Below are 25,222 nucleotides of genomic sequence, written 5' to 3' on the forward strand. Positions count from 1 at the left end.
TGTTAAAGCGAGGTATCACCCTATGTTTCATCGATTAGGTTTACACCGGCATCACCACCACCCTCATGCGTGCGAAGAGGGGCGCCGTCATCGCGGCGGGCGTCATCACTTCGGCGGCGAAGGCGAAGAGCACGGCCGAGGTGGGCGCGGCGGCCGGGGCGGGCGTCATCGTCTGTTCGAACACGGCGATCTGCGCCTGGTGTTGCTGGCGCTGGTGGCGCGCAAGCCCAGCCACGGATACGAATTGATCAAGGCGATCGAGGAAGCCTCTTCCGGCCTGTATGTGCCGAGCCCGGGGGTGATTTACCCCACGCTGACGCTGCTGGAAGAACAGGATTTTCTCGAACCGCTCACCACCGGCAACGGCCGAAAAAGCTACCGCATCACCACGGCGGGCGAGGGCGAGCTGCAAAAGCATCAACAGGTGGTTGACGTCATTCTGGCGCGTCTGGCGGGCGCCGGCCGCGAGCATCATCGGCACGGCAACCTGGCGGAAGGCATCTACGACGCCATGAACCGTCTGCGCAGCCTGCTGCGCGGCAACGTGATGCGCGCCGATCTCACGCCGCAGCAGGTGGAGCGCATCAACGCCGCGTTGCTGACCGCCGTGGCGGCGATCGAAAGCGAAATGCACATTCAACCCACGCAGCAGGAGGAGAACTGATGCCCGGCCACCGTTTTAACATTACCGTTGAAGCCCTGAGCGACCGCCAGGGCAACCCCGTCGAGAAGGCACCGCTGAGTTTTGAGGTGACCAATCATGACGATATTCTCGAGATCGTCGAGCGCATTCGGGCGCGTGACGATCTGAACTTCGGCCCCGAGCAGAGCGCGGCCTTCGCCGTGGGGTTGAAACTGTTCTCCGAAGTGATGATCGAAAACCGCAAACACCCGGTGTTCGCTCCGCTGCGCGAGGCGTTTAAGGAATTTATGGTCGGATTGAAGAAGGGCCCGGCGGCGTAAAGGCGCGGCACACCGCGCTCGCCGGGGTTAAGGCATGAAACGGTAGCCGACGCCGGTTTCGGTCAGCAGATGTTTGGGCCGGGCCGGATCGGCTTCCAGCTTCTGCCGCAGATGGCCCATGTAGATGCGCAGGTAGTGGCTGTGTTCCACGTAGTTCGGCCCCCAGACGTGGCTCAACAGCTGGCGTTGGGTAATCACCTTGCCGGCGTTGGCCAGCAGCTCCGCCAACAGGCGAAACTCGATCGGCGTCAGGTGCAGATCTTCGTCGTTGCGCAGCACCCGGCGATTCACCAGATCGACGGTGATCGCCGAAAAGCTCACCAGCGGGCTTTCCTGTTGGCTGGCGGAGTGGCGGCGCAGCGCGACCCGCACCCGTGCCAACAGCTCACCGATGCCGAACGGTTTGCTGAGATAGTCGTCGGCGCCGGCGTCCAGCGCGGCGATTTTGTCCTCTTCGGCGTTGCGCGCCGACAGTACGATCACCGGAATGGCGCTCCACTGCCGCAGATCGCGGATGTAGCTCAGCCCGTCGCCATCCGGCAACCCCAAATCCAGGATGATCAGATCCGGTTTGCGCGTGCCGGCCTCAATCAGCCCGCGCTGCAGCGTTTCACTTTCAAACACCCGCAGGCCTTCGCTCTCCAGCGCGGTGCGCACGAAGCGGCGGATCTCTTTTTCATCTTCAACAATCAGAATGTTGGTTGGCGTTATGCTCACGTTTCCCCTGCGTTGATTACAGATCGAAGGCGTCGCCGTCGATCTCGGGCGGTTTTTCCAGCGGCAGCACGAAGCGGAAGCTGGCGCCGCCGTTGGCGCCGTTTTCCGCCCAGATGCGGCCATCATGCACTTCAATAATGGCACGACAAATCGCTAACCCCAAGCCGACGCCGGGGATCGCCGACTCTTTATTGCCGCGTGAAAACTTGTCGAAAATCAGCTGCAGCTGATCGGCGGGGATACCGGGGCCGTTATCCCAGACCTCGACTTCCAGCCACTCGGGCAGCGTGCGGGCGCGAATGCCGATGGTGGCCTCGGCGCCGGCGTATTTATTGGCGTTTTCCAACAGGTTGGTGAACACCCGTTCCAGCAGGCTGCCGTCGCAGTTGACCAGGATCTGTTCCGACGGCAGCTCGACCTCGATCGGATGCTGGCTGAGCAGCGGCTCCAGCATGTGCAGCGAGGCGCCGACGATCTCTTCCAGCGACTGCCACTCTTTACGCAGGCTGAAACCGCCGGACTGGATGCGCGCCATATCCAGCAGGTTGTTCACCAGCCGGGTGGTGCTCAGCACCTGCTGGCGGATCTGGCTGGCCTGGGTGGCGTGATTGGAGCCTTCGGCCGCCAGGTCCAGCGTGAGAATTTCCGCCTGGCCGAACAGTACCGTCAGCGGGGTGCGCAGATCGTGCGACAGCGCCGCCAGCAGCGAGTTGCGCAGCTGTTCACGTTCGGCGTCCAGCTTGGCTTCTTCGGCGCTGCGCGCCAGGTGCAGCCGTTCCAGCGCGCTGGCGATCAGCACTGCGAAGGTTTGCAGCAGCCGCTGTTGTTCCGGCACCATCAGCTGGCGCAGGTTGTTGGGTTCGATCGCCAACAGGCCGAAGGTCTGTTTGGGGGTATTGAGCGGCAGCAGTTGGTAAGGCACGCCGGGCAGGGTGTCGGTGCCGGCGCCGGCCGGCAAGCCTTTGTCGAAACTCCAGCGCGCGATGGCTTCGTCTACCGACAGCAGCCCGCCTTCCTCGCCGATCATTTGCTGCAGCCGACCGTCTTCCTGCGGCAGCAGCAGCACGGTTTTCGCCTGGAAGCTGCTGGAGAGGAAATGACGGCTGGTGTTGGCGATGTCGGCCACGGTCAGCGCGCGGCTCAGCCCGCGCGACATTTCGTACAGATGGCGCGCCCGCTGCTCGCGATAGCGCGCCACCCGGGCCTGATAACGCACTCCGGCGGTCAGATTGCCGATGATGATGCCGACGGCGAGCATCACGCCGAAGGTCAACAGATACTGCATATCGCTGACGGCGAACGACCATTCGGGCTGGACGAAGAACAGATCGAAGCTGGCGACGTTGATCACCGCCGCCAGCACCGACGGCCAGCGGCCGAAGAACAGCGCGACGATCGCCACGCCGAGCAGATAGACCATCACCAGGTTGGCCTGATCGAAGCCCGGCAGCAGCCACTGCGAGAGCAGGGTAATCAGCGCGCACAGCGCTATCGCCACCGCGCAGCCGCGCAGCTGCATGCGCCATTTCTCATTGAAGCTGCGGCCGTCGTGCTCCTTGCCCGGCGGGGGCTGCGCGGCGTCGCTGTCCAGCGCCACGATCACCAGATCGAGATCCGGGCCCAGCCGGCCGAGGCGATCGGCGAAGCTGCCGCGCAGTTTCCAGCGCTGCTCGCTGCGGCGGCCGATGATGATTTTGCCGAGGTTATGCTCGCGGGCGTAGCGCAGCACCGCGCGCTCTTCGGACGGATCGGCCAGGGTGGCGGTTTCGGCGCCCAGCTCCTGCGCCAGCCGCAGCGCGCGCAGAATGGCGCGGCGCTGGTTTTCCGGCAGTCGGTGCAGCTTGGGGGTTTCCACGTAGACCGCATGCCAATGGCAGCCAAGCCGCGCCGCCAGCCGGGCGGCGATGCGCACCAGCTTTTCGTTGCCGCTATTGTGGCCGACGCACAGCAGAATGCTGTCGCGGGTGTGCCACACTTTCTCGCGCCCCTGGGTGTCGCGAAACTCGCGCATCTGGTCATCGACCCGATCGGCGGTGCGGCGCAGCGCCAGCTCGCGCAGGGCGATCAGGTTGCCTTTGCGGAAGAAGTGCTCGATGGCGCGCTCGGCCTGGCCGGGAATATACACTTTGCCTTCGTGCAGCCGTCGGCGCAGATCGTCCGGCGGCAGATCGACCAGCACCACTTCGCTGGCCTCGTCAAACACGTGGTCGGGCACCGTTTCGCGCACCCGCACGCCGGTCACGCCGCCCACCACGTCGTTCAGACTTTCCAGATGTTGCACGTTGACGGTCGTCAGCACGTCGATGCCGGCGTCCAGCAGCTCTTCCACATCCTGCCAGCGTTTGGGGTGGCGCGAACCGTGGGCGTTGCTGTGCGCCAGTTCGTCCATCAGGATCAGCGCCGGGTGGCGCGCCAGCGCGGCGTCGAGATCGAATTCATGCACCAGTCGCCCGCGATGCTGGATGCGTTTTTGCGGCAGCAGCGCCAGGCCGTCGAGCAGGGCGGCGGTCTCGCTGCGGCCGTGGGTTTCCACCACGCCGACCAGCACATCCAGTCCCTGTGCGCGCAAGCGCTGGGCCTCCTGCAGCATGGCGTAGGTTTTGCCCACGCCGGCGCAGGCGCCGAAGAATACCTTCAACCGGCCGCGCGGTTTTTCATTGGCCAGCGCCAGCAGGCTGTCGGGATCGGGACGCTGCTGTTCTTCTTCGACCATGGCAATTCCTTGTGTTACCAAGCAAAAAGGGGTTCGGCACGCCGAACCCTATCACTATGCTGAATACGGCGCGTTACTTCAACGCATCCAGCGCCAGGTTCAGCTTCAACACGTTCACCACCGATTCGCCCATGAAGTTGGGCGTGGCCCGATCGGTGTTGTCTTCGATCAGTTTGGCGATCTGTTCCGGCGGCAGATGACGCGCCGCCGCGACCCGCGCCAGCTGATACCGCGCCGCGGCGATCGAGATCTGCGGATCCAGCCCGCTGCCGGAGGCGGTCAGCAGATCCACCGGGATCGGGCCGCTCATCGCAGGATTGGCCTGGCGCAGCTGCGCTGCGCGCTCGGCGATAGCCTTATCCAGCGCCGGGTTGGTGGCCGCCAGGTTGCTGCCGGCGGAGGCCAGTGGATTATAGGCCGAATCGCCGGTGGCCGACGGGCGGCCCCAGAAATAGTCGGCGCGCGTGAAGTTTTGGCCGATCAGCGCGGAGCCGACCGCCTTGTCGCCCTGGTACAGCAGCGAACCGTTAGCCGAGCCCGAAAACAGTAGCTGCGCCAGCCCGGTGGTCAGCAGCGGATAGGCGATGCCGGTGATCAGCGTCAGCAGGATCACCATCACCAGCGCAGGTCGTAAATACGTCATGTTCATTTCCCTCAATGGTTAACCGGCGACGTGCAGCGCGACCAGGATCAGGTCGATCAGTTTGATGCCGACGAACGGCACCAGCAGGCCGCCGACTCCGTACAGCCACAGGTTGCGGCGCAGCAGGGCCGCGGCGCTCATCGGTTTGTAGCTCACCCCTTTCAGCGCCAGCGGGATCAGGAACACGATCACCAGGGCGTTGAAGATCACCGCCGACATGATGGCGGAGGCCGGGGAGTGCAGGTGCATCACGTTCAGCGCGTTCAGCTGCGGATAGGTGGCCGCGAACGCCGCCGGAATGATGGCGAAGTATTTGGCCACGTCGTTGGCGATGCTGAAGGTGGTCAGTGAGCCGCGCGTCATCAGCATCTGTTTGCCGATATGCACCACTTCGATCAGCTTGGTCGGGTTGGAATCCAGATCGACCATGTTGCCCGCCTCTTTGGCGGCCTGGGTGCCGGAGTTCATCGCCACCGCCACATCGGCCTGCGCCAGCGCCGGGGCGTCGTTGGTGCCGTCGCCGGTCATCGCCACCAGACGGCCTTCCGCCTGATACTGGCGGATCAGCGCCAGCTTGGCTTCCGGCGTGGCTTCCGACAGGAAATCGTCCACCCCGGCTTCGGCGGCGATCGCCGCCGCGGTCAGTGGGTTATCGCCGGTGATCATCACCGTTTTGATGCCCATCTTGCGCAGCTCATTGAAGCGCTCTTTGATGCCGCCTTTGACGATATCCTTCAGCGCCACCACGCCCAGCACCCGGGCGCCTTCCGCCACCACCAGCGGCGTGCCGCCGGTGCGCGCCACGCTTTCCACCAGATCGTCCACCGCCCGCGGGAAGTGGCCCTGATTGGATTCGACGTGACGGCGAATGGCATCCACTGCGCCTTTGCGGATCATGCGTTCCTGCACGTTGACGCCGCTCATGCGGGTCTGGGCGGAGAAGGGCACGAAGGTGGCGTTCAGCGCCTGCAGATCGCGCTCGCGCAGGTTAAAGCGCTGTTTGGCCAGCACCACGATGCTGCGGCCTTCCGGCGTTTCGTCCGCCAGCGAGGCCAGCTGCGCGGCGTCCGCCAGCTCTTGCTCTTTCACGCCCGGCGCCGGCAGGAACTCCGACGCCTGGCGGTTGCCCAGCGTGATGGTGCCGGTTTTATCCAGCAGCAGCACGTCCACGTCGCCGGCGGCTTCCACCGCGCGGCCGCTGGTGGCGATCACGTTGGCGCCGAGCATGCGGCTCATCCCGGCCACGCCGATGGCGGACAGCAGGCCGCCGATGGTGGTGGGGATCAGGCAAACCAGCAATGCGACCAGCACGGTGATGGTGACCACGCTGCCGCTGCCGGCCGCCTCGACGCTGTATTGCGAGAACGGGAACAGGGTGGCGGTGGCCAACACGAACACGATGGTCAGCGCCACCAGCAGGATGGTCAGCGCGATCTCGTTCGGCGTTTTGCGGCGCTTGGCGCCTTCCACCATGGCGATCATGCGATCGAGGAAGGTTTCCCCCGGGTTGACGCTGCACTGCACCACCAGCCAGTCAGACAGCACGCGGGTGCCGCCGGTGACCGAGGAGAAGTCGCCGCCGGATTCGCGGATCACCGGGGCGGATTCGCCGGTGATGGCGCTTTCATCCACCGAAGCGCCGCCTTCCAGCACCTCGCCGTCGCACGGGATGGTGTCGCCGGCTTCCACCAGCACGATATCGCCTTTGCGCAGGCTTTCGGCGGCCACTTTCTCCGTGGCGCCGTCGCGGCGCGGGCCGGCCAGCTTTTTCGCCCAGCTGGTTTTCTTGGTGCCCCTCAGGCTTTCCGCCTGGGCCTTGCTGCGCCCTTCGGCCAGCGCTTCCGCGAAGTTGGCGAACAGCACGGTGAACCACAACCACAGGGTGACGCTGCCGGTAAAGGCGGCGGCGCCGTCGGTTTGGCCGGCGAGGATCGCCAGCCAGATGGCGGTGGTCAGCAGGCTGCCGATATACACCACGAACATCACCGGGTTGCGCCATTGAACGCGAGGGTCCAGTTTTTTCACCGCATCGATCAGCGCGGTGCGCACCAGGGCCGGTTCAAACAGCGCGCGTTGTTTGCGAGTCATCTCTTATTCTCTCTCTGTGACGTCGGTTAGTTTGCCAACCAAAGCTGCAAATGCTCGGCCACCGGGCCCAGCGCCAGCGCCGGCACGAAGGTCAGCGCACCCACCAGCAGCACGGTGCCGATCAGCAGGCCGATAAACAGCGGCCCATAGGTCGGCAGGGTGCCGTTGCCCGCCGGTTGGCGTTGTTTGGCGCTCAGCGAACCGGCGATCGCCAGCACCGGCAGGATCACCCCGAAGCGGCCGACGAACATGGCGAAGGCCAGCAGCAGGTTGTAGAACGGCGTATTGACGCTCAACCCGGCGAAGGCGCTGCCGTTGTTGTTGGCGGCGGAAGACAGGGCGTACAGCACTTCGCTGAAGCCGTGGGCGCCCGGGTTGAGGATGCCGGCGCGGCCCGCGTCGGTGCCGATGGCCAGCGCGCTGCCCAGCAACACCAGCGTCGGCGTGACCAGGATCGCCAGCGCGGTCATCTTCATGTCGTAAACGTCGATCTTCTTGCCCAGGTATTCCGGGGTGCGGCCGATCATCAGACCGGCGATAAACACCGTCAGCAGTACGAACAGCAGCATGCCGTACAGGCCGGAGCCGACGCCGCCGAACACCACTTCACCGATCTGCATCAGCCACATCGGCACCATGCCGCCCAGCGCGGTGAAAGAGTCGTGCATGGCGTTGACCGCCCCGCAGGACGCGGCGGTGGTCACCACCGAGAACAGGCTGGTGGCGAGAATGCCGAAGCGCGACTCTTTGCCTTCCATATTGATGTTGCTGTCGGCGCCCAACGCGCTCAGGTGCGGGTTGCCCGCCAGTTCGGCGACCATCACCACTACCACCGCCACCACGAAGATCAGCGCCATCGCCCAGATCAGCGCATGGCCCTGACGGTTTTCACCGGCCAACTGGCCGAAGGAGAAGCACAGCGCGCAGGGGATCAGGAAGATGGCCAGCATTTGTACGAAGTTGGTCAGCACGGTTGGGTTCTCGAACGGGTGCGCCGAGTTGGCGCCGAAGAAGCCGCCGCCGTTGGTGCCGAGCATTTTGATCGCTTCCTGCGAGGCCACCGGCCCCATCGGCAGCGTCTGCTGCGCGCCTTCGAGCGTGGTGACGTGCAGGTAAGGCAGGAAGTTTTGCAGCGTGCCCTGGCTGACGAAGAACAGGGCGATCGGCAGCGCGATCGGCAGCAGCACATACAGCGTGATGCGGAACAGATCGGCCCAGGCGTTGCCGACGGTCTTGCCGGCGCGGCGGGTGAAGGCGCGGATCAGCGCAAAGGCCACGGCGATGCCGGTGGAGGCGGAGACGAAGTTCTGCACCGCCAGCCCGGCCATCTGGCTGAAATAGCTGAGGGCGCTTTCGCCGCTGTAGGCCTGCCAGTTGGTGTTGGTGACGAAGCTGACGGCGGTGTTGAGCGCCAGATCCCAGGAGAGACCCGGGAAGCCTTGCGGGTTGAGCGGCAGCGAGCCTTGCGCCATCAGCAGGGCGAACAGCAGCGCCAGGCCGAGCAGGTTAAACGCCAGGATCGCCAGCGCGTACTGCCACCAATTCATCTCGGTGGGGCGGATGCCGCAGGCGCGCCAGACGCCGGCTTCCACTGCGCGCAGCGCAGGCAGCGGCTCACCTTCGATCAGGCGCGCCATAAAGCCGCCCAGCGGCCGGGCCAGCAGCAGAAGCACCAGCAGGAAACTGGCGATCAGTAAAAAGGCTGAAGCCGCCATCAGAAATCCTCCGCGTTAAACAGGGCGTAGACCAGATAGGCCAACAGCAGCAGAACCAACAGCGCACCACCAATAACGCTGAAACTCACGGGACACCTCCAGAGGTGTTGTTTTTGATAGAGGCAGTGTAGGGAGAGGGGTAGAAAGAAGATGAAAAAATCGCGCGGGCGGGTGTAAAAAAAGTATAAAAATGACTGAAATTTCAGCGGAAATTGGCCATTTCAGGCAGCCTGCTTGCGGCGAGATTGCGCCTGATGTGTGAATAAGCAGGGGCTGAGGCGTGGGATGAAGAACCGAATAATAACCACAATGTAACCCATGTTTAGTTAAAAATTAACTTGATTGTAACAAAATTACGAATCAGCATGGTGATTAGCGATTTTTTGTGCGATTTAGTGGTCGGATGAGTAGTAAACTTTCATCAAGTGCGCTAAAATTTTGTCCAGTTACCAAATTACCGATTGTTCATTTGATACGCCCACGCCGTTTTCCCTGACAAATCAACGGCAGGCGTTTTTAAGGAGGTTCGCATGTCTACGACCTATCACGCTTATTCATTGCATCGGATTCTCCTGCGCCGCAGCGCAGTGGTGATCGCGGGCATTTTGGCCCTGCCGGTGATGCTGTTCCGCAGCGATCGCGGGCGTTTTTACAGCTACCTGCACCGCGTCTGGTCAAAAACCAGCGATAAGCCGGTCTGGCTGCAGCAGGCGGAACTGGCGTCCTGCGATTTCTACTGAGCCACTACTGATTCACGAAAAACCCTCGCCCTGCGGCGGGGGTTTTTTTATGCCTATAGCCGCCCCTATCAAGTGCAAGGTCGTATTCGGCAAGCCATTCTTCTACACTTTCCTCAATCGGCTAACAACGCGGGAGAGCGGTATGAGTGACAAGATCCCTATCGGCATCAGCGCCTGTTTACTGGGCGATGCGGTGCGTTTCGACGGTGGCCACAAGCGGCTGGCCTTTGCGGTGGAACAGTTGGCGCCCTATGTGCGCTTTGAGCCCGTTTGCCCGGAAATGGCGATTGGTCTGCCCACGCCGCGCCCGGCGCTGCGCCTGGTGAAACAGGCGCAGCCGTGGCCGGCGATGCGTTACAGCAACGACGCCGGCGTGGATCTGACTGAGGAGATGCGCAGTTTCTCCTCGCAGCGCGTGGCCGCGTTGCAGCACCTGTGCGGTTATATCGTCTGCGCCAAGTCGCCGAGCTGCGGACTGGAGCGGGTGCGGGTCTACAGCGAGAACGGCAAAGACTCGCGTAAAAACGGCGTCGGGCTGTTTACCGCTGAACTGCTGCGTCAGATGCCGTGGCTGCCGGTGGAAGAAGACGGACGATTGCAGGATGCGGCATTGCGGGAAAACTTCATTGAACGGGTGTACGCGCTGTATGAGCTGAATATGCTGTGGCGCCAGGGGCTGACCCGCGGCGGGCTGATCGCGTTTCACAGCCGCTACAAGCTTTCACTGTTGGCGCATTCGCAGCCGGCTTATCGCGAGCTGGGGCGCTTCGTCGCCGATATTCACCGCTGGGACTCGCTGGAGGCCTTCGCCGTGGAATACCGCAGCCGCCTGATGGCGCTGTTGGCGCACAAAGCAACGCGGCGCAACCACACCAACGTGCTGATGCACGTGCAGGGCTATTTCCGCCGTCAGCTCAGCGCGGCGCAGCGTCAGGAACTGGCGCACCTGATCGACCGTTATCGGCAGGGCATGCAGCCGCTGCTGGCGCCGATCGCGCTGCTTAAGCATTACATGGCGGAATACCCCGACCGCTATCTGGCGGAACAACGTTATTTCGAACCTTACCCGGAGGCGCTGCGTTTGCGTTACGGCCATTGATTGACAAGGAGTTTTATGACCACGCATCTGGTCTGGTTGCGTAACGATCTGCGTATCACCGACAACAAAGCGCTGCACGCCGCCTGCAGCGATCCCGAAGCCCGGGTGCTGGCGGTGTTTATCGCCACCCCGCAGCAGTGGCGGCAACATGAGATGGCGCCGCGGCAGGCGGCGCTGATCCACGCCAGCCTGCGGGCGGTGCAGCAGGCGTTGGCGCAAAAAGGCATTGCGCTGCATTGCCATGCTGGCACGGACTTTGCCGCGTCGATCGACTGGCTGGCGGACTATTGCGAGCGAGAGCAGGTAGATGCGCTGTTTTACAATCGCCAGTACGAACTGAATGAACGGCGCCGCGATGCGCGGTTGGAACAGCGATTGAGCGACCGGGTGGCATGCCGCGGTTTCGATGACAGCCTGCTGTTGCCGCCGGGCAGCGTGCAAACCGGCGGCGGCGAGATGTACAAGGTCTATACGCCGTTTCGCAACGCTTTCATTCAGCGCCTGACCGAGTCCGATCTCAGCTGCCTGCCGGCGCCTAAAACCCGTGCCGGTGGCGCGTTGCCTGCGCCTGAGGCGCCGGCGGCGTTCGATTACCCCGCGGCGGAGGTTGGGGATGGCTATCCCGCCGGCGAGGAGGCCGCGCTGCAACGTCTGCGCGCCTTTTGCCGTGAGCAAGTGCAGGATTACCTTCGCCAGCGCGATCTGCCCGCCATCGCCGGCACCAGCAGCCTGTCGCCCTATCTGGCGATTGGCGCGCTGTCGCCGCGCCAGTGCTTCAATCGCCTGCGCGCCGAATGCCCACGGTTGCTGGAAGATCGCGAGAGCGGCGCTTTCGCCTGGCTGAACGAGCTGATTTGGCGCGAGTTCTACCGCCATCTGCTGGTGGCCTATCCCGAGCTGTGCCGCCATCGGCCGTTTATCGCCTGGACGGACAAAGTGCGCTGGCGCGATGACGCGGCGAAGCTGCAGGCCTGGCAGCGGGGCGAGACCGGCTACCCGATCGTCGATGCCGCCATGCGCCAACTGAACGCCACCGGCTGGATGCATAACCGGCTGCGCATGATCAGCGCCAGTTTCCTGGTGAAGGATCTGCTGATCGACTGGCGGGCCGGGGAGCGCTACTTCATGTCGCAACTGCTGGACGGCGATCTGGCGGCCAACAACGGCGGCTGGCAGTGGGCGGCGTCCACCGGCACCGACGCCGCGCCGTATTTCCGCATCTTCAACCCGACGACGCAGGGTGAACGTTTTGATCCACAAGGCACTTTTATCCGTAAATGGTTGCCGGAACTGGCGGATGTGCCCGACAATGACATCCATCATCCTCACCGTTGGGCGGAAAAGCAGCCATGCGTGCTGAATTACCCGCTGCCGATCGTCGATCATAAGCAAGCCCGCCTGGAGACGCTGGCGGCGTTCGAGGCGGCGAAACGGGGAGAGTCTTGAGGCAACTGCAAGGAGCGACGCAATGATGAAAAAGGTGTTGGCCCTGTGCCTGAGCGGCTATTCCGCGCTGGCGATCGCCGGCTTTGACGTGGTGGCGCTGGGCGTCGACGGCGGCGTCAGCGACGGCAACCTGACTTCCTACCTGATCCGCAGCGACAATCAGCCGCAGTATGTGGCGCTGGACGCCGGTTCGCTGCTGCCGGGCATCGCCAAAGGGCTGGAGAAGGGCAGCTTCCCGCAGGTGACCGCCGAGTTGGCCGCGCCTTACACGCCGCAGGGCCATGTGTTCCGGCAGTTGATCGGCAGTTACTTTATCAGCCACGGCCATCTGGACCATGTGGCGGGGCTGATCGTCGGCTCGCCCGAGGACAATAAAAAAACCGTTTACGCCCAGGCGGACACCGTGCTGACCCTGCGTAATCACTACTTTAACTGGAAGGCCTGGCCGAACTTTACCGACGCCGGCAACGGTGCGCGGCTGGGCACCTACCGGCTGCAAACGGTGCGGCCGCAGCAGCGGTTTACCCTCGGGCTGACCGGGTTGACCGGCGTGATGTACCCGCTCAGCCACGATCGCTACCCTTCGTCGATGCTGCTGATTTCCAACGGCAACGAGTTCTTCGCCTACTTCGGCGATACCGGGCCGGATAAGGTGGAGCAGTCGCGCGATCTCGATACCGTCTGGCGCGCGCTGGGGCCGCTTGTCGAGCAGAAAAAGCTCAAAGGCATGATTATCGAAACCTCTTACCCCAACGGGGTGGAGGACAAACATCTGTACGGTCATTTGACGCCGGCCTGGCTGCTGAAGGAGCTGAAGAACCTGACGCAGTACAGCGGCGGCGAAGGCTCGCTGAAGGGGCTGCCGGTGGTCATCAGCCACATCAAGCCCAGCCTGAAGCAGGGCGAAGACGCGCGCGCCGCCATTGCGCAGCAGCTGACGCAGGGCAACGATCTGGGGGTGAAATTCATCCTGATGGCGCAGGGCGACCGGCAGACATTTTGACTATGAAGAGAGAAGAGAATGCGTAACCTCGATCTGGAACAACTGATCAACACGGAACTGAACGCCGCGGCGTTTCAGGACTATGCCCCCAACGGTTTGCAGGTAGAAGGCCGCCCGCACGTGCAGCGCATCGTGACCGGCGTCACCGCCTGTCAGGCGCTGCTGGACGCCGCGGTGGCGCATCAGGCCGACGCGATTATCGTGCACCACGGCTATTTCTGGAAAAACGAGGCGCCGGCGGTGCGCGGCATGAAACGCAATCGCCTGAAAACGCTGCTGACCCACGATATCAATCTGTACGGCTACCACCTGCCGCTGGACGCGCATCCGGTGCTGGGCAACAACGCGCAGCTGGCGCAGGCGCTGGGCATCCGGGTGATTGGCGACGTCGAACCGCTGGTGCCGCACGGCGAATTTGAGCAGCCGCTGACCGGTGAAGCGCTGCAGCAGCGTATCGAAAGCCGACTGGGGCGCGCGGTGCTGCACTGCGGCGATAACGCGCCTGAACATATTCGCCGCGTGGCCTGGTGCACCGGCGGCGGCCAGGGCTTTATCGACAGCGCGGCGCGCTTCGGCGTCGATGCGTTCATCAGCGGTGAAGTGTCTGAGCAGACCATTCACAGCGCGCGCGAAATGGGCGTACATTTCTTCGCCGCCGGTCACCACGCCACCGAGCGCGGCGGCGTGAAAGCGTTGGGTGAGTGGCTGGCCCAACACCACGGCTTTGATGTGACCTTTATCGATATCCCGAATCCCGCCTGATTTTTCTCTTCCCCGGATCCAGCCCGGCCTGTGCGCCGGCTGAATCCTTTTATCGCGCTATTTCCTTATTTTCCTTATGGTTGCGCTCTATTGACAGCCAGGGCCGCGTCACGCATAACTGGTGTGTTTTTCAGCGCGATAATAATAAGGAGAATAAGGGTGCAACAAGCGCGTTATTACCTGTTGGGTGAAAGAGCGGTAGTGCTTGAACTGTCGCCGCCGGTGACGTTGCCGAGCCAGCAGCGCATCTGGGCGCTGGCGGAAAAGCTGAATCACCATCCCGACGTGCGGGAAGTGGTGCCGGGGATGAACAACCTGACGCTGCTGCTGCATACGCCGCAGGCCGACGCCGAAGCGATGCTGGCGTTGCTGCAGCAGGGCTGGGAAAGCAAAGAGCGCCTGACGCCGGAGTCGCGCCAGGTGGATATTCCGGTGGTCTACGGCGGGGAACAGGGCCCCGACCTGGATGAAGTGGCGCGCCATACCGGCATGACGCCGCAACAGGTGGTGGAATGCCACGCGGCGGCGGCCTATGTGGTCTATTTTCTCGGCTTTCAGCCGGGCTTCTCCTATTTGGGCGGCATGCCGGAACAACTGGCGACGCCGCGCCGCGCTGAACCGCGTCTGGCGGTGGCGGCCGGCTCCGTCGGCATCGGCGGTGGCCAGACCGGCATCTATCCGCTGGTGACGCCCGGCGGCTGGCAGCTGATCGGCCGCACGCCGTTGGCGTTGTTCAATCCGCATGAAATGCCGCCGACGCTGCTGCGTCCGGGCGATAACGTACGCTTCGTGCCGCAGAAGGAGGGCGTATGCTGATTATTCTGCGCGCCGGCATCTATACCACGGTGCAGGATTTGGGCCGCGAGGGATTCCGCCGTCTGGGCATCAGCACCGGCGGAGCGCTGGATCAACCGGCGCTGAAGATCGCCAACCTGCTGGTGGGCAATGCGCCGGAGGCCGCCGGGCTGGAGATCACCCTCGGCCAGTTCAGCGCCGAGTTTACCCGCGCAGGCTGGATCGCCCTGACCGGCGCCGGCTGCGACGCGCAGCTGGACGGCAAGCCGCTGTGGACCGGCTGGCGCTATCCGGTGAAAAAGGGGCAGCGGCTGGTGCTGGGCACGCCGAAACGCGGCATGCGCAGCTACCTGGCGATCTCGGGCGGTATCGCCGTGCCGGAAATGCTGGGCTCGTGCAGCACCGACATGAAAGCCGCCTTTGGCGGCCACGAAGGCCGTAACCTGAAGGACGGCGATCGGCTGCCGCTGGGCAAATCGGCCGCTCAACCTCAACATCGCTGCGGCGTGAAACAGCTGCTGTTCACCAACCGCATCCGCGCGCTGCCGGGGCCGGAGTACGCCGAATTCAGCGAAGAGGCACAGGACACGTTCTGGCGCACCGCCTGGCAGCTCAGCCCGCAGAGCAACCGCATGGGCTACCGCCTGCACGGCGGCACGCCGCTGGAGCGCACCACCGACCGCGAGATGCTGTCGCACGGCCTGCTGCCCGGCGTGGTGCAGGTGCCGCACAACGGCCAGCCGATCGTGCTGATGGCCGATGCGCAAACCACCGGCGGTTACCCGCGCATCGCCTGCGTGATCGAAGCCGATCTCTACCATCTGGCGCAGGTCCGTCTCGGCGAACCGATCCACTTCGTTCTCTGCTCACTGGCCGAGGCGCAGCGCGCCAAGGCCGAGCAGGATCTCTTCCTTCGACAGATTGCCTGGGGGTTACATGATCGTTGATTTGAACGCCGATCTCGGCGAAGGCTGCGCCAACGACCAGGCGCTGCTGCAATTGGTGAGTTCGGCCAACATCGCCTGCGGCTTCCACGCCGGCGATGCGCAGACCATGCGCCAGTCGGTGCGCTGGGCATTGCAGTACGGCGTGGCGATCGGCGCCCACCCGAGTTTTCCCGATCGGGAGAATTTCGGCCGCACCCGCATGCAGCTGCCGCCGGAAACGGTGTACGCGCAGGTGGTGTATCAGCTCGGGGCGCTGGCGGCCATCGCCCGCGCTGAGGGTGGGGTGATGGTGCACGTCAAGCCGCACGGCATGCTGTATAACCAGGCGGCGGTTGAACCGGCGCTGGCGGAAGCGATCGCCCGGGCGGTGCAGGCGGTCGATCCGGCGTTGCGGCTGGTGGGGCTGGCCGGGAGCGAGCTGATCCGCGCCGGGGAAAAACTCGGTCTGACCACTCGGCAAGAGGTGTTCGCCGATCGCGGCTATCAGGCCGACGGCACGCTGGTGCCACGCGGTTTGCCGGGGGCGCTGATCGAGGACGACGAACAGGCGCTGGTGCAAACCCTGGAGATGGTGCGCCACCACCGGGTGCGCAGCGTGGATGGCGTCTGGGCCGCCGTTCAGGCGGAAACCGTCTGCCTGCACGGGGACGGCGAGCATGCGCTGGCGTATGCGCGCAAGCTGCGGGACAGTTTTGTTCAGCAGGGGATCCGCGTAAGCGCGGAGCAGTAAAGCAAGACACAACATCACAAGCAAAAAACTATTAGAAAATATCGAGGGAAGACTATGGAACAGGCCGTGAATCTCTGGCCACTGATCGGCATCGCCGCCATCGTGGTCGGATTTGTATTGCGTTTCAACCCGGTGCTGGTGGTGATCGCCGCCGGTATCATCACCGGTCTGGCGGCGCTGATGCCGCTGGACGTCATTCTGGAAAAGCTCGGCGAGGGCTTTCTCAACACCCGTAACCTGCCGCTGATCCTGCTGCTGCCGCTGGCGGTGATCGGCCTGCTGGAGCGCCACGGGCTGAAAGAGCGTGCGCAGGCGTGGATCGCCAAGATCAAAAGCGCCACCGCCGGCCGTTTGCTGATCGTGTACCTGTTCGTGCGCGAGATCACCGCGGCGATGGGGCTGACCAGCCTGGGCGGGCATCCGCAGATGGTGCGGCCGCTGCTGGCGCCGATGGCGGAAGGGGCGACGGAAAACCGCTACGGCGAGCTGCCGGAACGTACCCGCCACCGCCTGCGCGCCATGTCGGCCGCGACCGACAACGTCGGGCTGTTCTTCGGCGAAGATATTTTCGTGGCGTTCGGCGCGATCATCTTCATGCATAACTTTATGCTGGAGTCCGGTGGCATTCAGACCGAGCCGCTGCATATCGCGCTGTGGGGCATTCCGACCGCCATTTTCGCTTTCCTGATCCACGCGTTCCGGCTGTATCGGATGGATAAACAGCTGAGCGCCGAGCTGGCGCAGCTGAATCAGGCGGCGCTGCAGGCGAAGGGGGAGGCACGATGAACTTCCAGCAACAATATCTCTACTGGCTGGCCGGCGCGGTGCTGCTGATTGTGGCGGTGATGTCCTTCCGCGATCGCGCCAATCCGCGCCGCATCACCACCGGGCTGTTTTGGGGGTTGTACGGCCTGGTATTCCTGGTCGGCGACTGGACTTACCGCCTGCTGGGCGACGTACTGGGCGAGGGCAGTAACGAGAAACGCATGCTGCACATCATCGTTGGCGGGGTGGTGGTGGTGATGGCCCTGATCGCCGGCTTCGGCGGCGTGCGCCTCGGCAGCTATCATCAGCGAACGCCGCAGGAGCGCGAGACCAGCGCCAAGCGTTTGGGCAACAAGCTGTTTATCCCCGCGTTGGCGATCCCGGTCGTGACGGTGATCGGCGTGCTGCTGTTCAACAACATTCCGGCGTTGCAAAGCGCGGTGTTCGGCAGCGGTAACCACGCGACGCTGATCACCCTGTTCTCGATGACCGTCGGCTGCCTGATTGGCCTGGCGATCGCGGTGAAAATGACCCATGAGAAGGCGTTGCAGCCGGTGCAGGAAGCGCGGCGCCTGCTGGATTCGATCGGCTGGGCGTTCATTCTGCCGCAGATCCTCGCCACGCTGGGGTTGCTGTTTACCGTCGCCGGCGTTGGCACCGCAATCTCGCATTTGACCCAGGAGTATCTGGCGGTCGATAACCGCTTTATCGCCGTGGCGGTCTACGCTATCGGTATGGCGGTGCTGACCATGGTGATGGGCAACGCCTTCGCCGCGTTCCCGATCGTTACCGCCGGCATCGGCATTCCGATCCTGGTGTTGCAGCACGGCGGCAACCCGGCGGTGATGGCGGCGATCGGCATGTTCTCCGGCTATTGCGGCACCCTGATGACGCCGATGGCGGCGAACTTCAACATTGTGCCGGCGGCGCTGCTGGAGTTGCCGGACAAGAATGCGGTGATCAAGGCGCAGGTGCCGACCGGCGTGCTGCTGCTGTTGGTTAACGTGTTCCTGCTGTATTTCCTGATGTTCCTGTAGGAGTAAGGATGCAAAAAGTATTGATCACCGGCTTCGAGCCGTTTGGTGGTGAGCGCCTCAATCCCTCTTGGGAAGTGGTGAAGCAGCTCAACGATATGGAACTGGTCGGCACGCGCATTGTGGCGCGCCAGCTGCCGTGCGTGTTCGGCGCGGCGCTGGAGGCGCTCAACGCGGCGATCGACGAGGTGCAGCCGGTGATGGTGTTGGCTATCGGCCAGGCCGGCGGCCGCACCGACATCACGATTGAACGGGTGGCGATCAACGTCGACGACGCGCGCATTCCCGACAATCAGGGGCAGCAGCCGGTGGACGAGCCGATCGTCGCCGGCGGTCCGGCGGCCTATTTCAGCACCTTGCCGATCAAAGCGATGGTGAGTTCGATGCGCGAGGCCGGCATTCCGGCCGCCGTTTCGCAGACTGCCGGCACCTACGTGTGCAACCATGTGATGTATGGGCTGCTGCACCGTTTGAGCGGCCAACGCGAGGTGAAGGGCGGTTTTATCCATATCCCGTATCTGCCTGAGCAGGCGGCGGCGCACTCCGGCGCGCCGAGCATGGCGGCTTCGACGGTGCTGTTTGCGCTGGAGCTGGCCGTTTCCATCGCTTTGCAGGTGGAACACGATCTGAAAGTGGTGGGCGGCGCGACGCATTAATCAAGAACACTCCCGGCGCACCGGGTTGCGCCGGGTCTACGCAAGGAGTGGCCTATGCCGGAAGGACCGGAGATCCGCCGGGCGGCGGACAAACTGGCGGCGGCGGTGATCGATCAGCCGCTGACCGCCGTCGATTTCGCTTTTCCCCAGTTGAAGCACTACAGCCAGCGTTTGCTCGGCGAGCGCATCGTCGCCATCGAGCCGCGCGGCAAGGCGCTGCTGACCCATTTCTCCAACGGGCTGACGATGTACAGCCATAACCAGCTGTATGGCGTGTGGAAAGTGGCGGCGGCGGGGGAGACGCCGGAGACCAAACGCGATCTGCGGGTGCGGCTGGAAACCGCCCGCAGCGCGATATTGCTCTACAGCGCTTCCGACATTACCCTCGGGCCGCGCGAGGAAATAGAACAACACTCGTTTTTGCAACGCATCGGCCCTGACGTGTTGGACATGTCGCTGACAGTGGATGAGGTGCAGGAGCGGTTGCTGACGCCGCGTTTTCGCCGCAGGCAGCTGGGCGGCATGCTGCTCGACCAGGCGTTTCTTGCCGGATTGGGCAACTATCTGCGCGCCGAAATCCTGTGGCAGGCCGAACTGGCGCCGCAGCACAAACCGCAGGATCTGGCGCCAGAGGCGCTGTGGCGCCTGGCGGAGGCATTGCTGGCGGTGCCGCGCCTCTCCTACCAGACGCGCGGGCAGGCGGATGACAACCGTCATCACGGCGCGCTGTTTCGCTTCAAGGTATTTCATCGCAGCGGCGAGCCCTGCGAACGCTGCGGTGGGATGATCGTGCGCACCGATCTGTCGTCGCGGCCGTTTTATTGGTGCCCGGGTTGCCAGAAATAACCAAAAAAAAACGCCGCCCGAAGGGGCGGCGCTGTGCGGTTTCAGCCGGGTAAGCGGCTTACTTGTTTTTCAGCTGGGATTTGAAATCGCGTTCGGCATAGCCGGTGTACAGCTGACGCGGACGGGCAATTTTGATGCCTTCGTCGTGCATTTCGTTCCAGTGGGCGATCCAGCCGATGGTGCGCGCGATGGCGAAGATCACGGTGAACATGGAAGAAGGAATGCCCATCGCCTTCAGGATGATGCCGGAGTAGAAGTCGACGTTCGGGTACAGTTTCTTCTCGATGAAGTACGGGTCGTTCAGCGCGATGTGTTCCAGCTCCATCGCCACTTGCAGCAGGTTGTCGTCCTTCTTGTTCAGCTCTTTCAGCACTTCGTGACAGGTTTCGCGCATCACGGTGGCGCGCGGATCGTAGTTCTTGTACACGCGGTGGCCGAAGCCCATCAGGCGGAAGGAATCATTCTTGTCCTTGGCGCGTTTGATGAATTCCGGAATGTGCTCGACGGTCTTGATCTCTTCCAGCATTTTCAGCGCCGCTTCGTTGGCGCCGCCGTGCGCCGGCCCCCACAGGGAGGCGATGCCGGCCGCGATGCAGGCGAACGGGTTGGCGCCGGAAGAGCCGGCGGTGCGCACGGTTGAGGTAGAGGCGTTCTGCTCATGGTCGGCGTGCAGGATCAGGATGCGGTCCATGGCGCGTTCCAGCACCGGGTTCACCACGTATTCTTCGCACGGAGTGGCGAACATCATGTGCAGGAAGTTGCCGGCGTAGGACAGATCGTTGCGCGGATAAACGAACGGCTGGCCCAGGGAGTATTTGTAGCACATCGCGGCCACGGTCGGCATTTTGGACAGCAGGCGGAACGCGGTGATTTCACGGTGACGCTCGTTGTTGACGTCCAGCGCATCGTGGTAGAACGCCGCCAGCGCGCCGGTCACGCCGCACAGCACCGCCATCGGGTGCGAGTCGCGGCGGAAGCCACGGAACAGATGGGTGATCTGGTCGTGGATCATGGTGTGACGGGTTACGGTGGTCTTGAAGGTTTCGAACTCTTCCGGCGTTGGGGTCTCGCCGTACAGCAGGATGTAGCACACTTCCAGGTAGGAAGACTCTTTCGCCAGCTGCTCGATAGGGAAGCCGCGGTGCAGCAGCACGCCTTTGTCGCCGTCGATGAAGGTAATCTTGGATTCGCAAGAAGCGGTGGAGGTAAAGCCGGGATCAAATGTGAAATAACCTTTGGAACCCAGAGCGCGGACATCGAGGACATCAGGGCCCAGTGTTGGTGTCAATACGCCCAGTTCGATCGGAGCTTCGCTGTCGTTAATGGTTAGCGTCGCTTTCTTATCAGTCATTTACTGTCTCCTTAGCGCCTTATTTTAAAAACCACTAACAACTGAAATACCTTAAATCTCTGCAGGTTGCCCGCAAAAAATGGTGCGGACGCTAACTCTGTGAGCGACTGCGCAACTGTGCGCGGGTAGGGTACAGAGTGCTGACCAGGCGAACGAGACGGGTGACCAGTTGTTAACGATTCATAGTAATTCGTTATAGTCTGTTAATCTTACCTATGAGCTGTTCGAAGAGATGTGAACCTATCCCAATAATCTGTTTTTATGTGCTTTATTTGCTTTTGACGCCGGCAAACTCGAGCGGGAAACAACGGCTATTGGGATAGGTTCGCCAAATACACTGTTGCATAACTCGAACCCGGGAGGAAGTGTATCTGCTGACCCATAGCGCATCATAGGACCGTTTGTGCCCCTATATGTAATGGAAATGTTGATCTCTTGTCAAATCAGATAATTAATTTTGCACTAATTGTGAAATCCGTGATCTGAATCACTGTTCGGGGGAAATGTTATCAAAGCGGTTGTATGAGAATTGTAATCAGAATGTGATCCTCCTATACTGCCGCCAGGTCTCCGGATTACCCTGAAGTAGGAGCACCCAGCGTTATAAATGCGCGCCGTTTGAGCACAGAGGATGTTGATGTTTGAGCGCGTGACGTGTAAGGGTTTTAGGCTCTTAACGCTGTCTGATCCCCGCCCAGGCCCGGAGGAAGGAAAATAATAAGAGCTGTGTGGGCAAATACGTGAAAAAACAACGACCTGTCAACTTGGATCTGCAAACGATCCGGTTCCCCGTAACTGCGATAGCGTCTATCTTACACCGAGTCTCTGGCGTAATTACCTTCGTTGCCGTGGGTATCCTCCTCTGGCTGCTGGGCCTGTCACTCTCTTCCCAAGAGGGGTTCCTGCAGGCGGCCGCCATCATGAATAGCTTCATCGTCAAATTCATATTCTGGGGCATCCTCACGGCGCTGGCCTATCACATTTGCGGTGGCATCCGTCACTTGTTAATGGATTTTGGCTACATCGAAGAGAGTTTGGCCGCCGGCACCCGTTCCGCCCAGGTGGCGATCGGTCTGACCGTCGTGCTGTCAGTTCTGGCTGGAGTCCTCGTATGGTAAACAACGTTTCTGCATTAGGGCGCAACGGCGTGCACGATTGGCTGCTGCTGCGTGCTTCCGCGATCATCATCACCCTGTACGTCCTGTATATCCTGGGCTTTTTCGTCACGGCTCCGGAACTCACTTATGACATCTGGCGCGGTTTCTTCGCCACTTCCATTACGAAAGTGTTCACTCTGCTGACCTTGCTGTCGATTCTGGTGCACGCCTGGATCGGGCTGTGGCAGGTGCTGACGGACTACGTCAAGCCGCTGGCGGTTCGCCTGGTGTTGCAGCTGGCTGTCGTGGTCGCGTTGCTGGTCTATTTACTGTACGGAACAATCGTAGTGTGGGGTGCTTAAATGAAACTGCCAGTCAGAGAGTTTGATGCCGTCGTAATCGGCGCCGGCGGTGCGGGCATGCGTGCCGCGCTGCAAATTTCCCAAGCGGGCTCGACCTGTGCCCTGCTGTCCAAAGTTTTTCCGACCCGTTCCCATACCGTGTCCGCACAGGGCGGCATCACCGTCGCGCTTGGCAACAGCCACGAGGACAACTGGGAATGGCATATGTACGACACGGTGAAAGGTTCCGACTATATCGGTGACCAGGACGCCATCGAATATATGTGTAAAACCGGCCCGGAAGCGATTCTGGAACTGGAACACATGGGCCTGCCGTTCTCTCGTCTGGACGACGGCCGCATTTATCAGCGCCCGTTCGGCGGCCAGTCGCTGAACTTCGGCGGCGAGCAGGCGGCGCGTACCGCAGCCGCAGCCGACCGTACCGGCCATGCGCTGCTGCACACCCTGTACCAACAGAACCTGAAAAACCACACCACCATCTTCTCCGAGTGGTATGCGCTTGATCTGGTGAAAAACCAGGACGGCGCGGTGGTCGGCACCACGGCTATCTGCATCGAAACCGGTGAAGTGGTTTACTTCAAAGCCAAGGCCACCGTGCTGGCGACCGGCGGCGCAGGCCGCATTTACCAGTCCACCACCAACGCCCACATCAACACCGGCGACGGTGTCGGCATGGCGCTGCGCGCCGGCGTGCCGGTGCAGGACATGGAAATGTGGCAGTTCCACCCGACCGGCATCGCCGGCGCGGGCGTGCTGGTGACCGAAGGCTGCCGCGGCGAAGGCGGTTACCTGCTGAACAAGCACGGCGAGCGCTTCATGGAGCGTTATGCGCCGAACGCCAAAGATCTGGCGGGCCGCGACGTGGTTGCCCGTTCGATCATGATCGAAATCCGCGAAGGCCGCGGCTGCGACGGTCCTTGGGGCCCGCACGCCAAGCTGAAGCTGGATCACCTGGGCAAAGAGGTGCTGGAATCCCGTCTGCCGGGCATTCTGGAACTGTCCCGCACCTTCGCGCACGTCGATCCGGTGAAAGAGCCGATCCCGGTTATCCCAACTTGTCACTATATGATGGGCGGCATTCCGACCAAGGTGACCGGCCAGGCGCTGACCGTGAACGAGAAGGGCGAAGACGTGGTGATCCCGGGGCTGTTCGCCGTGGGCGAAATCGCCTGCGTATCGGTGCATGGCGCCAACCGCCTGGGCGGCAACTCGCTGCTCGACCTGGTGGTGTTCGGCCGTTCCGCCGGCATGCACCTGCAGGAATCGCTGGAAGAGCAGGGCGTGAGCCGTGACGCCAGCGACTCCGACGTGGAAGCCTCGCTGGACCGTCTGAACCGTTGGAACAATACCCGTTCCGGCGAAGACCCGGTCGAAATTCGCAAAGCGCTGCAGTCTTGCATGCAGCACAACTTCTCGGTATTCCGCGAAGGCGATGCGATGGCCAAGGGCCTGGAAGAACTGAAAGTGATCCGTGAACGTCTGAAGAACGCACGCCTGGACGATACCTCCAGCGAGTTCAACACCCAGCGCATCGAATGTCTGGAGTTGGATAACCTGATGGAGACCGCGTATTCCACCGCCGTGTCGGCCAACTTCCGTACCGAGAGCCGTGGCGCACACAGCCGCTTCGACTATCCGGAACGCGATGACGCCAACTGGCTGTGCCATTCGCTGTATCTGCCGCAATCGGAAAGCATGACGCGTCGTGAAGTGAACATGCAACCGAAGCTGCGCCCGGCATTCCCGCCGAAAGTGCGTTCTTACTAATTGCGGAGATCGACAGATGAAACTCGAATTTTCCATTTATCGCTACAATCCGGATGTCGACGACGCGCCGCACATGCAGGATTACACCCTGGAAGCGGAAGAAGGTCGCGACATGATGCTGCTGGATGCGTTGATCCAGCTGAAAGAAAAAGACCCGACCCTGTCGTTCCGTCGCTCATGCCGCGAAGGCGTGTGCGGTTCCGACGGCCTGAACATGAACGGTAAAAACGGCCTCGCGTGCATCACTCCGGTTTCGTCGCTGCGCAAAGGCAACGGCAAGATCGTGATCCGTCCGCTGCCGGGCCTGCCGGTAGTGCGCGATCTGGTGGTGGATATGGGCCAGTTCTATACCCAATATGAAAAGATCAAGCCATACCTGCTGAACGACGGCAAGAACCCGCCGGCGCGCGAGCACCTGCAATCGCCGGAGCAGCGCGCCAAGTTGGACGGTCTGTACGAGTGCATCCTGTGCGCCTGCTGTTCAACCTCTTGCCCATCGTTCTGGTGGAACCCGGACAAGTTCATCGGCCCAGCCGGTCTGTTGGCGGCGTATCGCTTCCTGATCGACAGCCGTGACACGGAAACGCAAGAACGTTTAGATGATCTGGACGACGCTTTTAGTGTTTTCCGCTGCCATAGCATTATGAATTGTGTCAGTGTATGTCCTAAAGGCTTGAACCCGACGCGTGCGATCGGGCATATCAAGTCCATGCTGCTGCAACGCGGCGCATAAACGGAATGAGATGCTGCGCCGGGCTCTTTTCCGGCGCACATCCCATAGGGGAGGGAACCTCTAAAAACTGACCCGCGGCTGCGGCGCTATGCAGCCTGGTTCTTCCGCCGGTTTTTAGAGGTTCCTTGTAAGGGACCGCAAGGTCCATAACAGAACGTATCGGGCCGTCATGGCCGCAAGTACGTCGAGTGAACCGTTTTACGGCAAACCGTATTCATCACGGTAATTATGTTAACCACGGCGAAAACTA

Annotated in this window: 25 protein-coding genes; 18 read left to right on the top strand and 7 right to left on the bottom strand. The window is 62.2% G+C overall.

Features of this window, described 5'->3' with window-relative positions; translation table 11 throughout:
• The first annotated feature begins 22 nt into the window (after positions 1 to 22).
• Together ACP39K_RS08140 and ACP39K_RS08145 are read left to right on the top strand one after the other, a co-directional pair.
• Entirely contained in the window at positions 23 to 664 is a 642-nt protein-coding gene (locus tag ACP39K_RS08140; protein WP_033641079.1) for a PadR family transcriptional regulator, read from the top strand.
• Positions 664 to 963 (top strand): DUF3861 domain-containing protein, encoded by a 300-nt coding sequence (locus ACP39K_RS08145; RefSeq protein WP_004939927.1) that lies wholly within the window; start codon positions 664 to 666, stop codon positions 961 to 963. Before ACP39K_RS08140 ends, ACP39K_RS08145 begins: the two co-directional genes overlap by 1 nt.
• 27 nt (positions 964 to 990) lie before the next feature.
• Here ACP39K_RS08145 and kdpE read toward each other — a convergent pair whose 3' ends face one another.
• From kdpE to ACP39K_RS08175, 6 genes are all read right to left on the bottom strand, one after another.
• Complete coding sequence (gene kdpE, locus ACP39K_RS08150; protein WP_033637458.1) at positions 991 to 1,680, bottom strand: two-component system response regulator KdpE; 690 nt, start codon at positions 1,678 to 1,680, stop codon at positions 991 to 993.
• 16 nt (positions 1,681 to 1,696) lie between these two features.
• Entirely contained in the window at positions 1,697 to 4,393 is a 2,697-nt protein-coding gene (gene kdpD / locus ACP39K_RS08155) for a two-component system sensor histidine kinase KdpD (RefSeq protein WP_197787894.1), read from the bottom strand.
• Between the two features lie 73 nt (positions 4,394 to 4,466).
• Positions 4,467 to 5,036, bottom strand: a complete 570-nt coding sequence (kdpC, locus tag ACP39K_RS08160) for a potassium-transporting ATPase subunit KdpC (protein WP_048794605.1) — start codon at positions 5,034 to 5,036, stop codon at positions 4,467 to 4,469.
• A gap of 18 nt (positions 5,037 to 5,054) precedes the next feature.
• Entirely contained in the window at positions 5,055 to 7,124 is a 2,070-nt protein-coding gene (kdpB, locus tag ACP39K_RS08165; RefSeq protein WP_497008420.1) for a potassium-transporting ATPase subunit KdpB, read from the bottom strand.
• Positions 7,125 to 7,150: 26 nt separating this feature from the next.
• Positions 7,151 to 8,839 carry a potassium-transporting ATPase subunit KdpA gene (gene kdpA / locus ACP39K_RS08170; protein WP_048794600.1) on the bottom strand — a complete coding sequence of 563 codons (1,689 nt, stop codon included), beginning with the start codon at positions 8,837 to 8,839 and terminating at the stop codon, positions 7,151 to 7,153.
• Positions 8,839 to 8,928 carry a K(+)-transporting ATPase subunit F gene (locus ACP39K_RS08175; RefSeq protein WP_016928742.1) on the bottom strand — a complete coding sequence of 30 codons (90 nt, stop codon included), beginning with the start codon at positions 8,926 to 8,928 and terminating at the stop codon, positions 8,839 to 8,841. Before ACP39K_RS08175 ends, kdpA begins: the two co-directional genes overlap by 1 nt.
• A gap of 441 nt (positions 8,929 to 9,369) precedes the next feature.
• Between ACP39K_RS08175 and ACP39K_RS08180 the strand changes: the two genes are divergently transcribed.
• From ACP39K_RS08180 to nei, 12 genes are all read left to right on the top strand, one after another.
• On the top strand, positions 9,370 to 9,579 hold the full coding sequence (locus ACP39K_RS08180; protein ID WP_004939916.1) for a YbfA family protein: 210 nt from the start codon (positions 9,370 to 9,372) through the stop codon (positions 9,577 to 9,579).
• A gap of 142 nt (positions 9,580 to 9,721) precedes the next feature.
• Positions 9,722 to 10,678: a YbgA family protein gene (locus tag ACP39K_RS08185; protein WP_016928741.1), complete on the top strand. Its 957-nt coding sequence runs from the start codon at positions 9,722 to 9,724 to the stop codon at positions 10,676 to 10,678.
• A 15-nt stretch (positions 10,679 to 10,693) separates the two neighbouring features.
• Positions 10,694 to 12,124: a deoxyribodipyrimidine photo-lyase gene (gene phrB / locus ACP39K_RS08190; protein WP_115116085.1), complete on the top strand. Its 1,431-nt coding sequence runs from the start codon at positions 10,694 to 10,696 to the stop codon at positions 12,122 to 12,124.
• A 22-nt stretch (positions 12,125 to 12,146) separates the two neighbouring features.
• Positions 12,147 to 13,127, top strand: a complete 981-nt coding sequence (locus ACP39K_RS08195) for an MBL fold metallo-hydrolase (protein ID WP_033641074.1) — start codon at positions 12,147 to 12,149, stop codon at positions 13,125 to 13,127.
• An 18-nt stretch (positions 13,128 to 13,145) separates the two neighbouring features.
• Entirely contained in the window at positions 13,146 to 13,889 is a 744-nt protein-coding gene (locus tag ACP39K_RS08200) for a type 2 GTP cyclohydrolase I (protein ID WP_016928738.1), read from the top strand.
• A 159-nt stretch (positions 13,890 to 14,048) separates the two neighbouring features.
• Entirely contained in the window at positions 14,049 to 14,705 is a 657-nt protein-coding gene (pxpB, locus tag ACP39K_RS08205) for a 5-oxoprolinase subunit PxpB (protein WP_016928737.1), read from the top strand.
• On the top strand, positions 14,699 to 15,631 hold the full coding sequence (pxpC, locus tag ACP39K_RS08210) for a 5-oxoprolinase subunit PxpC (protein ID WP_243810972.1): 933 nt from the start codon (positions 14,699 to 14,701) through the stop codon (positions 15,629 to 15,631). The genes pxpB and pxpC overlap by 7 nt, the downstream gene beginning before the upstream one ends.
• Entirely contained in the window at positions 15,621 to 16,361 is a 741-nt protein-coding gene (gene pxpA / locus ACP39K_RS08215; protein ID WP_497008421.1) for a 5-oxoprolinase subunit PxpA, read from the top strand. Before pxpC ends, pxpA begins: the two co-directional genes overlap by 11 nt.
• Positions 16,362 to 16,415: 54 nt before the next feature.
• Positions 16,416 to 17,147: a DUF969 domain-containing protein gene (locus tag ACP39K_RS08220; RefSeq protein ID WP_016928734.1), complete on the top strand. Its 732-nt coding sequence runs from the start codon at positions 16,416 to 16,418 to the stop codon at positions 17,145 to 17,147.
• Positions 17,144 to 18,163 carry a DUF979 domain-containing protein gene (locus tag ACP39K_RS08225; protein WP_033641071.1) on the top strand — a complete coding sequence of 340 codons (1,020 nt, stop codon included), beginning with the start codon at positions 17,144 to 17,146 and terminating at the stop codon, positions 18,161 to 18,163. Before ACP39K_RS08220 ends, ACP39K_RS08225 begins: the two co-directional genes overlap by 4 nt.
• A gap of 8 nt (positions 18,164 to 18,171) precedes the next feature.
• Entirely contained in the window at positions 18,172 to 18,816 is a 645-nt protein-coding gene (pcp, locus tag ACP39K_RS08230; RefSeq protein ID WP_243810974.1) for a pyroglutamyl-peptidase I, read from the top strand.
• Between the two features lie 54 nt (positions 18,817 to 18,870).
• Entirely contained in the window at positions 18,871 to 19,662 is a 792-nt protein-coding gene (gene nei / locus ACP39K_RS08235; protein ID WP_497008422.1) for an endonuclease VIII, read from the top strand.
• A gap of 58 nt (positions 19,663 to 19,720) precedes the next feature.
• On the opposite strand, the gene ACP39K_RS08240 is transcribed toward nei, so the two are convergent.
• Entirely contained in the window at positions 19,721 to 21,013 is a 1,293-nt protein-coding gene (locus ACP39K_RS08240) for a citrate synthase (protein WP_016928730.1), read from the bottom strand.
• Positions 21,014 to 21,741: 728 nt separating this feature from the next.
• Here ACP39K_RS08240 and sdhC point away from each other — a divergent pair.
• The 4 genes from sdhC to ACP39K_RS08260 are packed head-to-tail and all read left to right on the top strand — an operon-like array spanning position 21,742 to position 24,972.
• Positions 21,742 to 22,131 (top strand): succinate dehydrogenase cytochrome b556 subunit, encoded by a 390-nt coding sequence (gene sdhC, locus ACP39K_RS08245; RefSeq protein ID WP_004939893.1) that lies wholly within the window; start codon positions 21,742 to 21,744, stop codon positions 22,129 to 22,131.
• Positions 22,125 to 22,472 carry a succinate dehydrogenase membrane anchor subunit gene (gene sdhD / locus ACP39K_RS08250; RefSeq protein WP_004939891.1) on the top strand — a complete coding sequence of 116 codons (348 nt, stop codon included), beginning with the start codon at positions 22,125 to 22,127 and terminating at the stop codon, positions 22,470 to 22,472. The genes sdhC and sdhD overlap by 7 nt, the downstream gene beginning before the upstream one ends.
• Positions 22,473 to 24,239, top strand: a complete 1,767-nt coding sequence (gene sdhA, locus ACP39K_RS08255; protein WP_015376974.1) for a succinate dehydrogenase flavoprotein subunit — start codon at positions 22,473 to 22,475, stop codon at positions 24,237 to 24,239. It begins immediately after the preceding gene.
• 16 nt (positions 24,240 to 24,255) lie between these two features.
• The gene (locus ACP39K_RS08260) at positions 24,256 to 24,972 is read left to right on the top strand and encodes a succinate dehydrogenase iron-sulfur subunit (protein WP_015376975.1); all 717 of its coding nucleotides are present in this window, start codon (positions 24,256 to 24,258) and stop codon (positions 24,970 to 24,972) included.
• Positions 24,973 to 25,222 lie beyond the last annotated feature (250 nt).

Source organism: Serratia sp. EC4 (assembly GCF_059652115.1).

Bases quoted from the DNA above. Each gene is read 5' to 3' on its own strand.
- nei (WP_497008422.1), top strand. From the start codon at position 18,871: ATGCCGGAAGGACCGGAGATCCGCCGGGCGGCGGACAAACTGGCGGCG.
- kdpC (WP_048794605.1), bottom strand. From the start codon at position 5,036: ATGACGTATTTACGACCTGCGCTGGTGATGGTGATCCTGCTGACGCTG.
- sdhA (WP_015376974.1), top strand. From the start codon at position 22,473: ATGAAACTGCCAGTCAGAGAGTTTGATGCCGTCGTAATCGGCGCCGGC.
- sdhD (WP_004939891.1), top strand. From the start codon at position 22,125: ATGGTAAACAACGTTTCTGCATTAGGGCGCAACGGCGTGCACGATTGG.
- pxpA (WP_497008421.1), top strand. From the start codon at position 15,621: ATGATCGTTGATTTGAACGCCGATCTCGGCGAAGGCTGCGCCAACGAC.
- ACP39K_RS08260 (WP_015376975.1), top strand. From the start codon at position 24,256: ATGAAACTCGAATTTTCCATTTATCGCTACAATCCGGATGTCGACGAC.
- ACP39K_RS08195 (WP_033641074.1), top strand. From the start codon at position 12,147: ATGATGAAAAAGGTGTTGGCCCTGTGCCTGAGCGGCTATTCCGCGCTG.
- pxpC (WP_243810972.1), top strand. From the start codon at position 14,699: ATGCTGATTATTCTGCGCGCCGGCATCTATACCACGGTGCAGGATTTG.
- ACP39K_RS08240 (WP_016928730.1), bottom strand. From the start codon at position 21,013: ATGACTGATAAGAAAGCGACGCTAACCATTAACGACAGCGAAGCTCCG.
- kdpB (WP_497008420.1), bottom strand. From the start codon at position 7,124: ATGACTCGCAAACAACGCGCGCTGTTTGAACCGGCCCTGGTGCGCACC.
- ACP39K_RS08145 (WP_004939927.1), top strand. From the start codon at position 664: ATGCCCGGCCACCGTTTTAACATTACCGTTGAAGCCCTGAGCGACCGC.
- ACP39K_RS08140 (WP_033641079.1), top strand. From the start codon at position 23: ATGTTTCATCGATTAGGTTTACACCGGCATCACCACCACCCTCATGCG.
- kdpA (WP_048794600.1), bottom strand. From the start codon at position 8,839: ATGGCGGCTTCAGCCTTTTTACTGATCGCCAGTTTCCTGCTGGTGCTT.
- ACP39K_RS08180 (WP_004939916.1), top strand. From the start codon at position 9,370: ATGTCTACGACCTATCACGCTTATTCATTGCATCGGATTCTCCTGCGC.
- kdpD (WP_197787894.1), bottom strand. From the start codon at position 4,393: ATGGTCGAAGAAGAACAGCAGCGTCCCGATCCCGACAGCCTGCTGGCG.
- phrB (WP_115116085.1), top strand. From the start codon at position 10,694: ATGACCACGCATCTGGTCTGGTTGCGTAACGATCTGCGTATCACCGAC.
- ACP39K_RS08225 (WP_033641071.1), top strand. From the start codon at position 17,144: ATGAACTTCCAGCAACAATATCTCTACTGGCTGGCCGGCGCGGTGCTG.
- pcp (WP_243810974.1), top strand. From the start codon at position 18,172: ATGCAAAAAGTATTGATCACCGGCTTCGAGCCGTTTGGTGGTGAGCGC.
- ACP39K_RS08185 (WP_016928741.1), top strand. From the start codon at position 9,722: ATGAGTGACAAGATCCCTATCGGCATCAGCGCCTGTTTACTGGGCGAT.
- ACP39K_RS08220 (WP_016928734.1), top strand. From the start codon at position 16,416: ATGGAACAGGCCGTGAATCTCTGGCCACTGATCGGCATCGCCGCCATC.
- ACP39K_RS08200 (WP_016928738.1), top strand. From the start codon at position 13,146: ATGCGTAACCTCGATCTGGAACAACTGATCAACACGGAACTGAACGCC.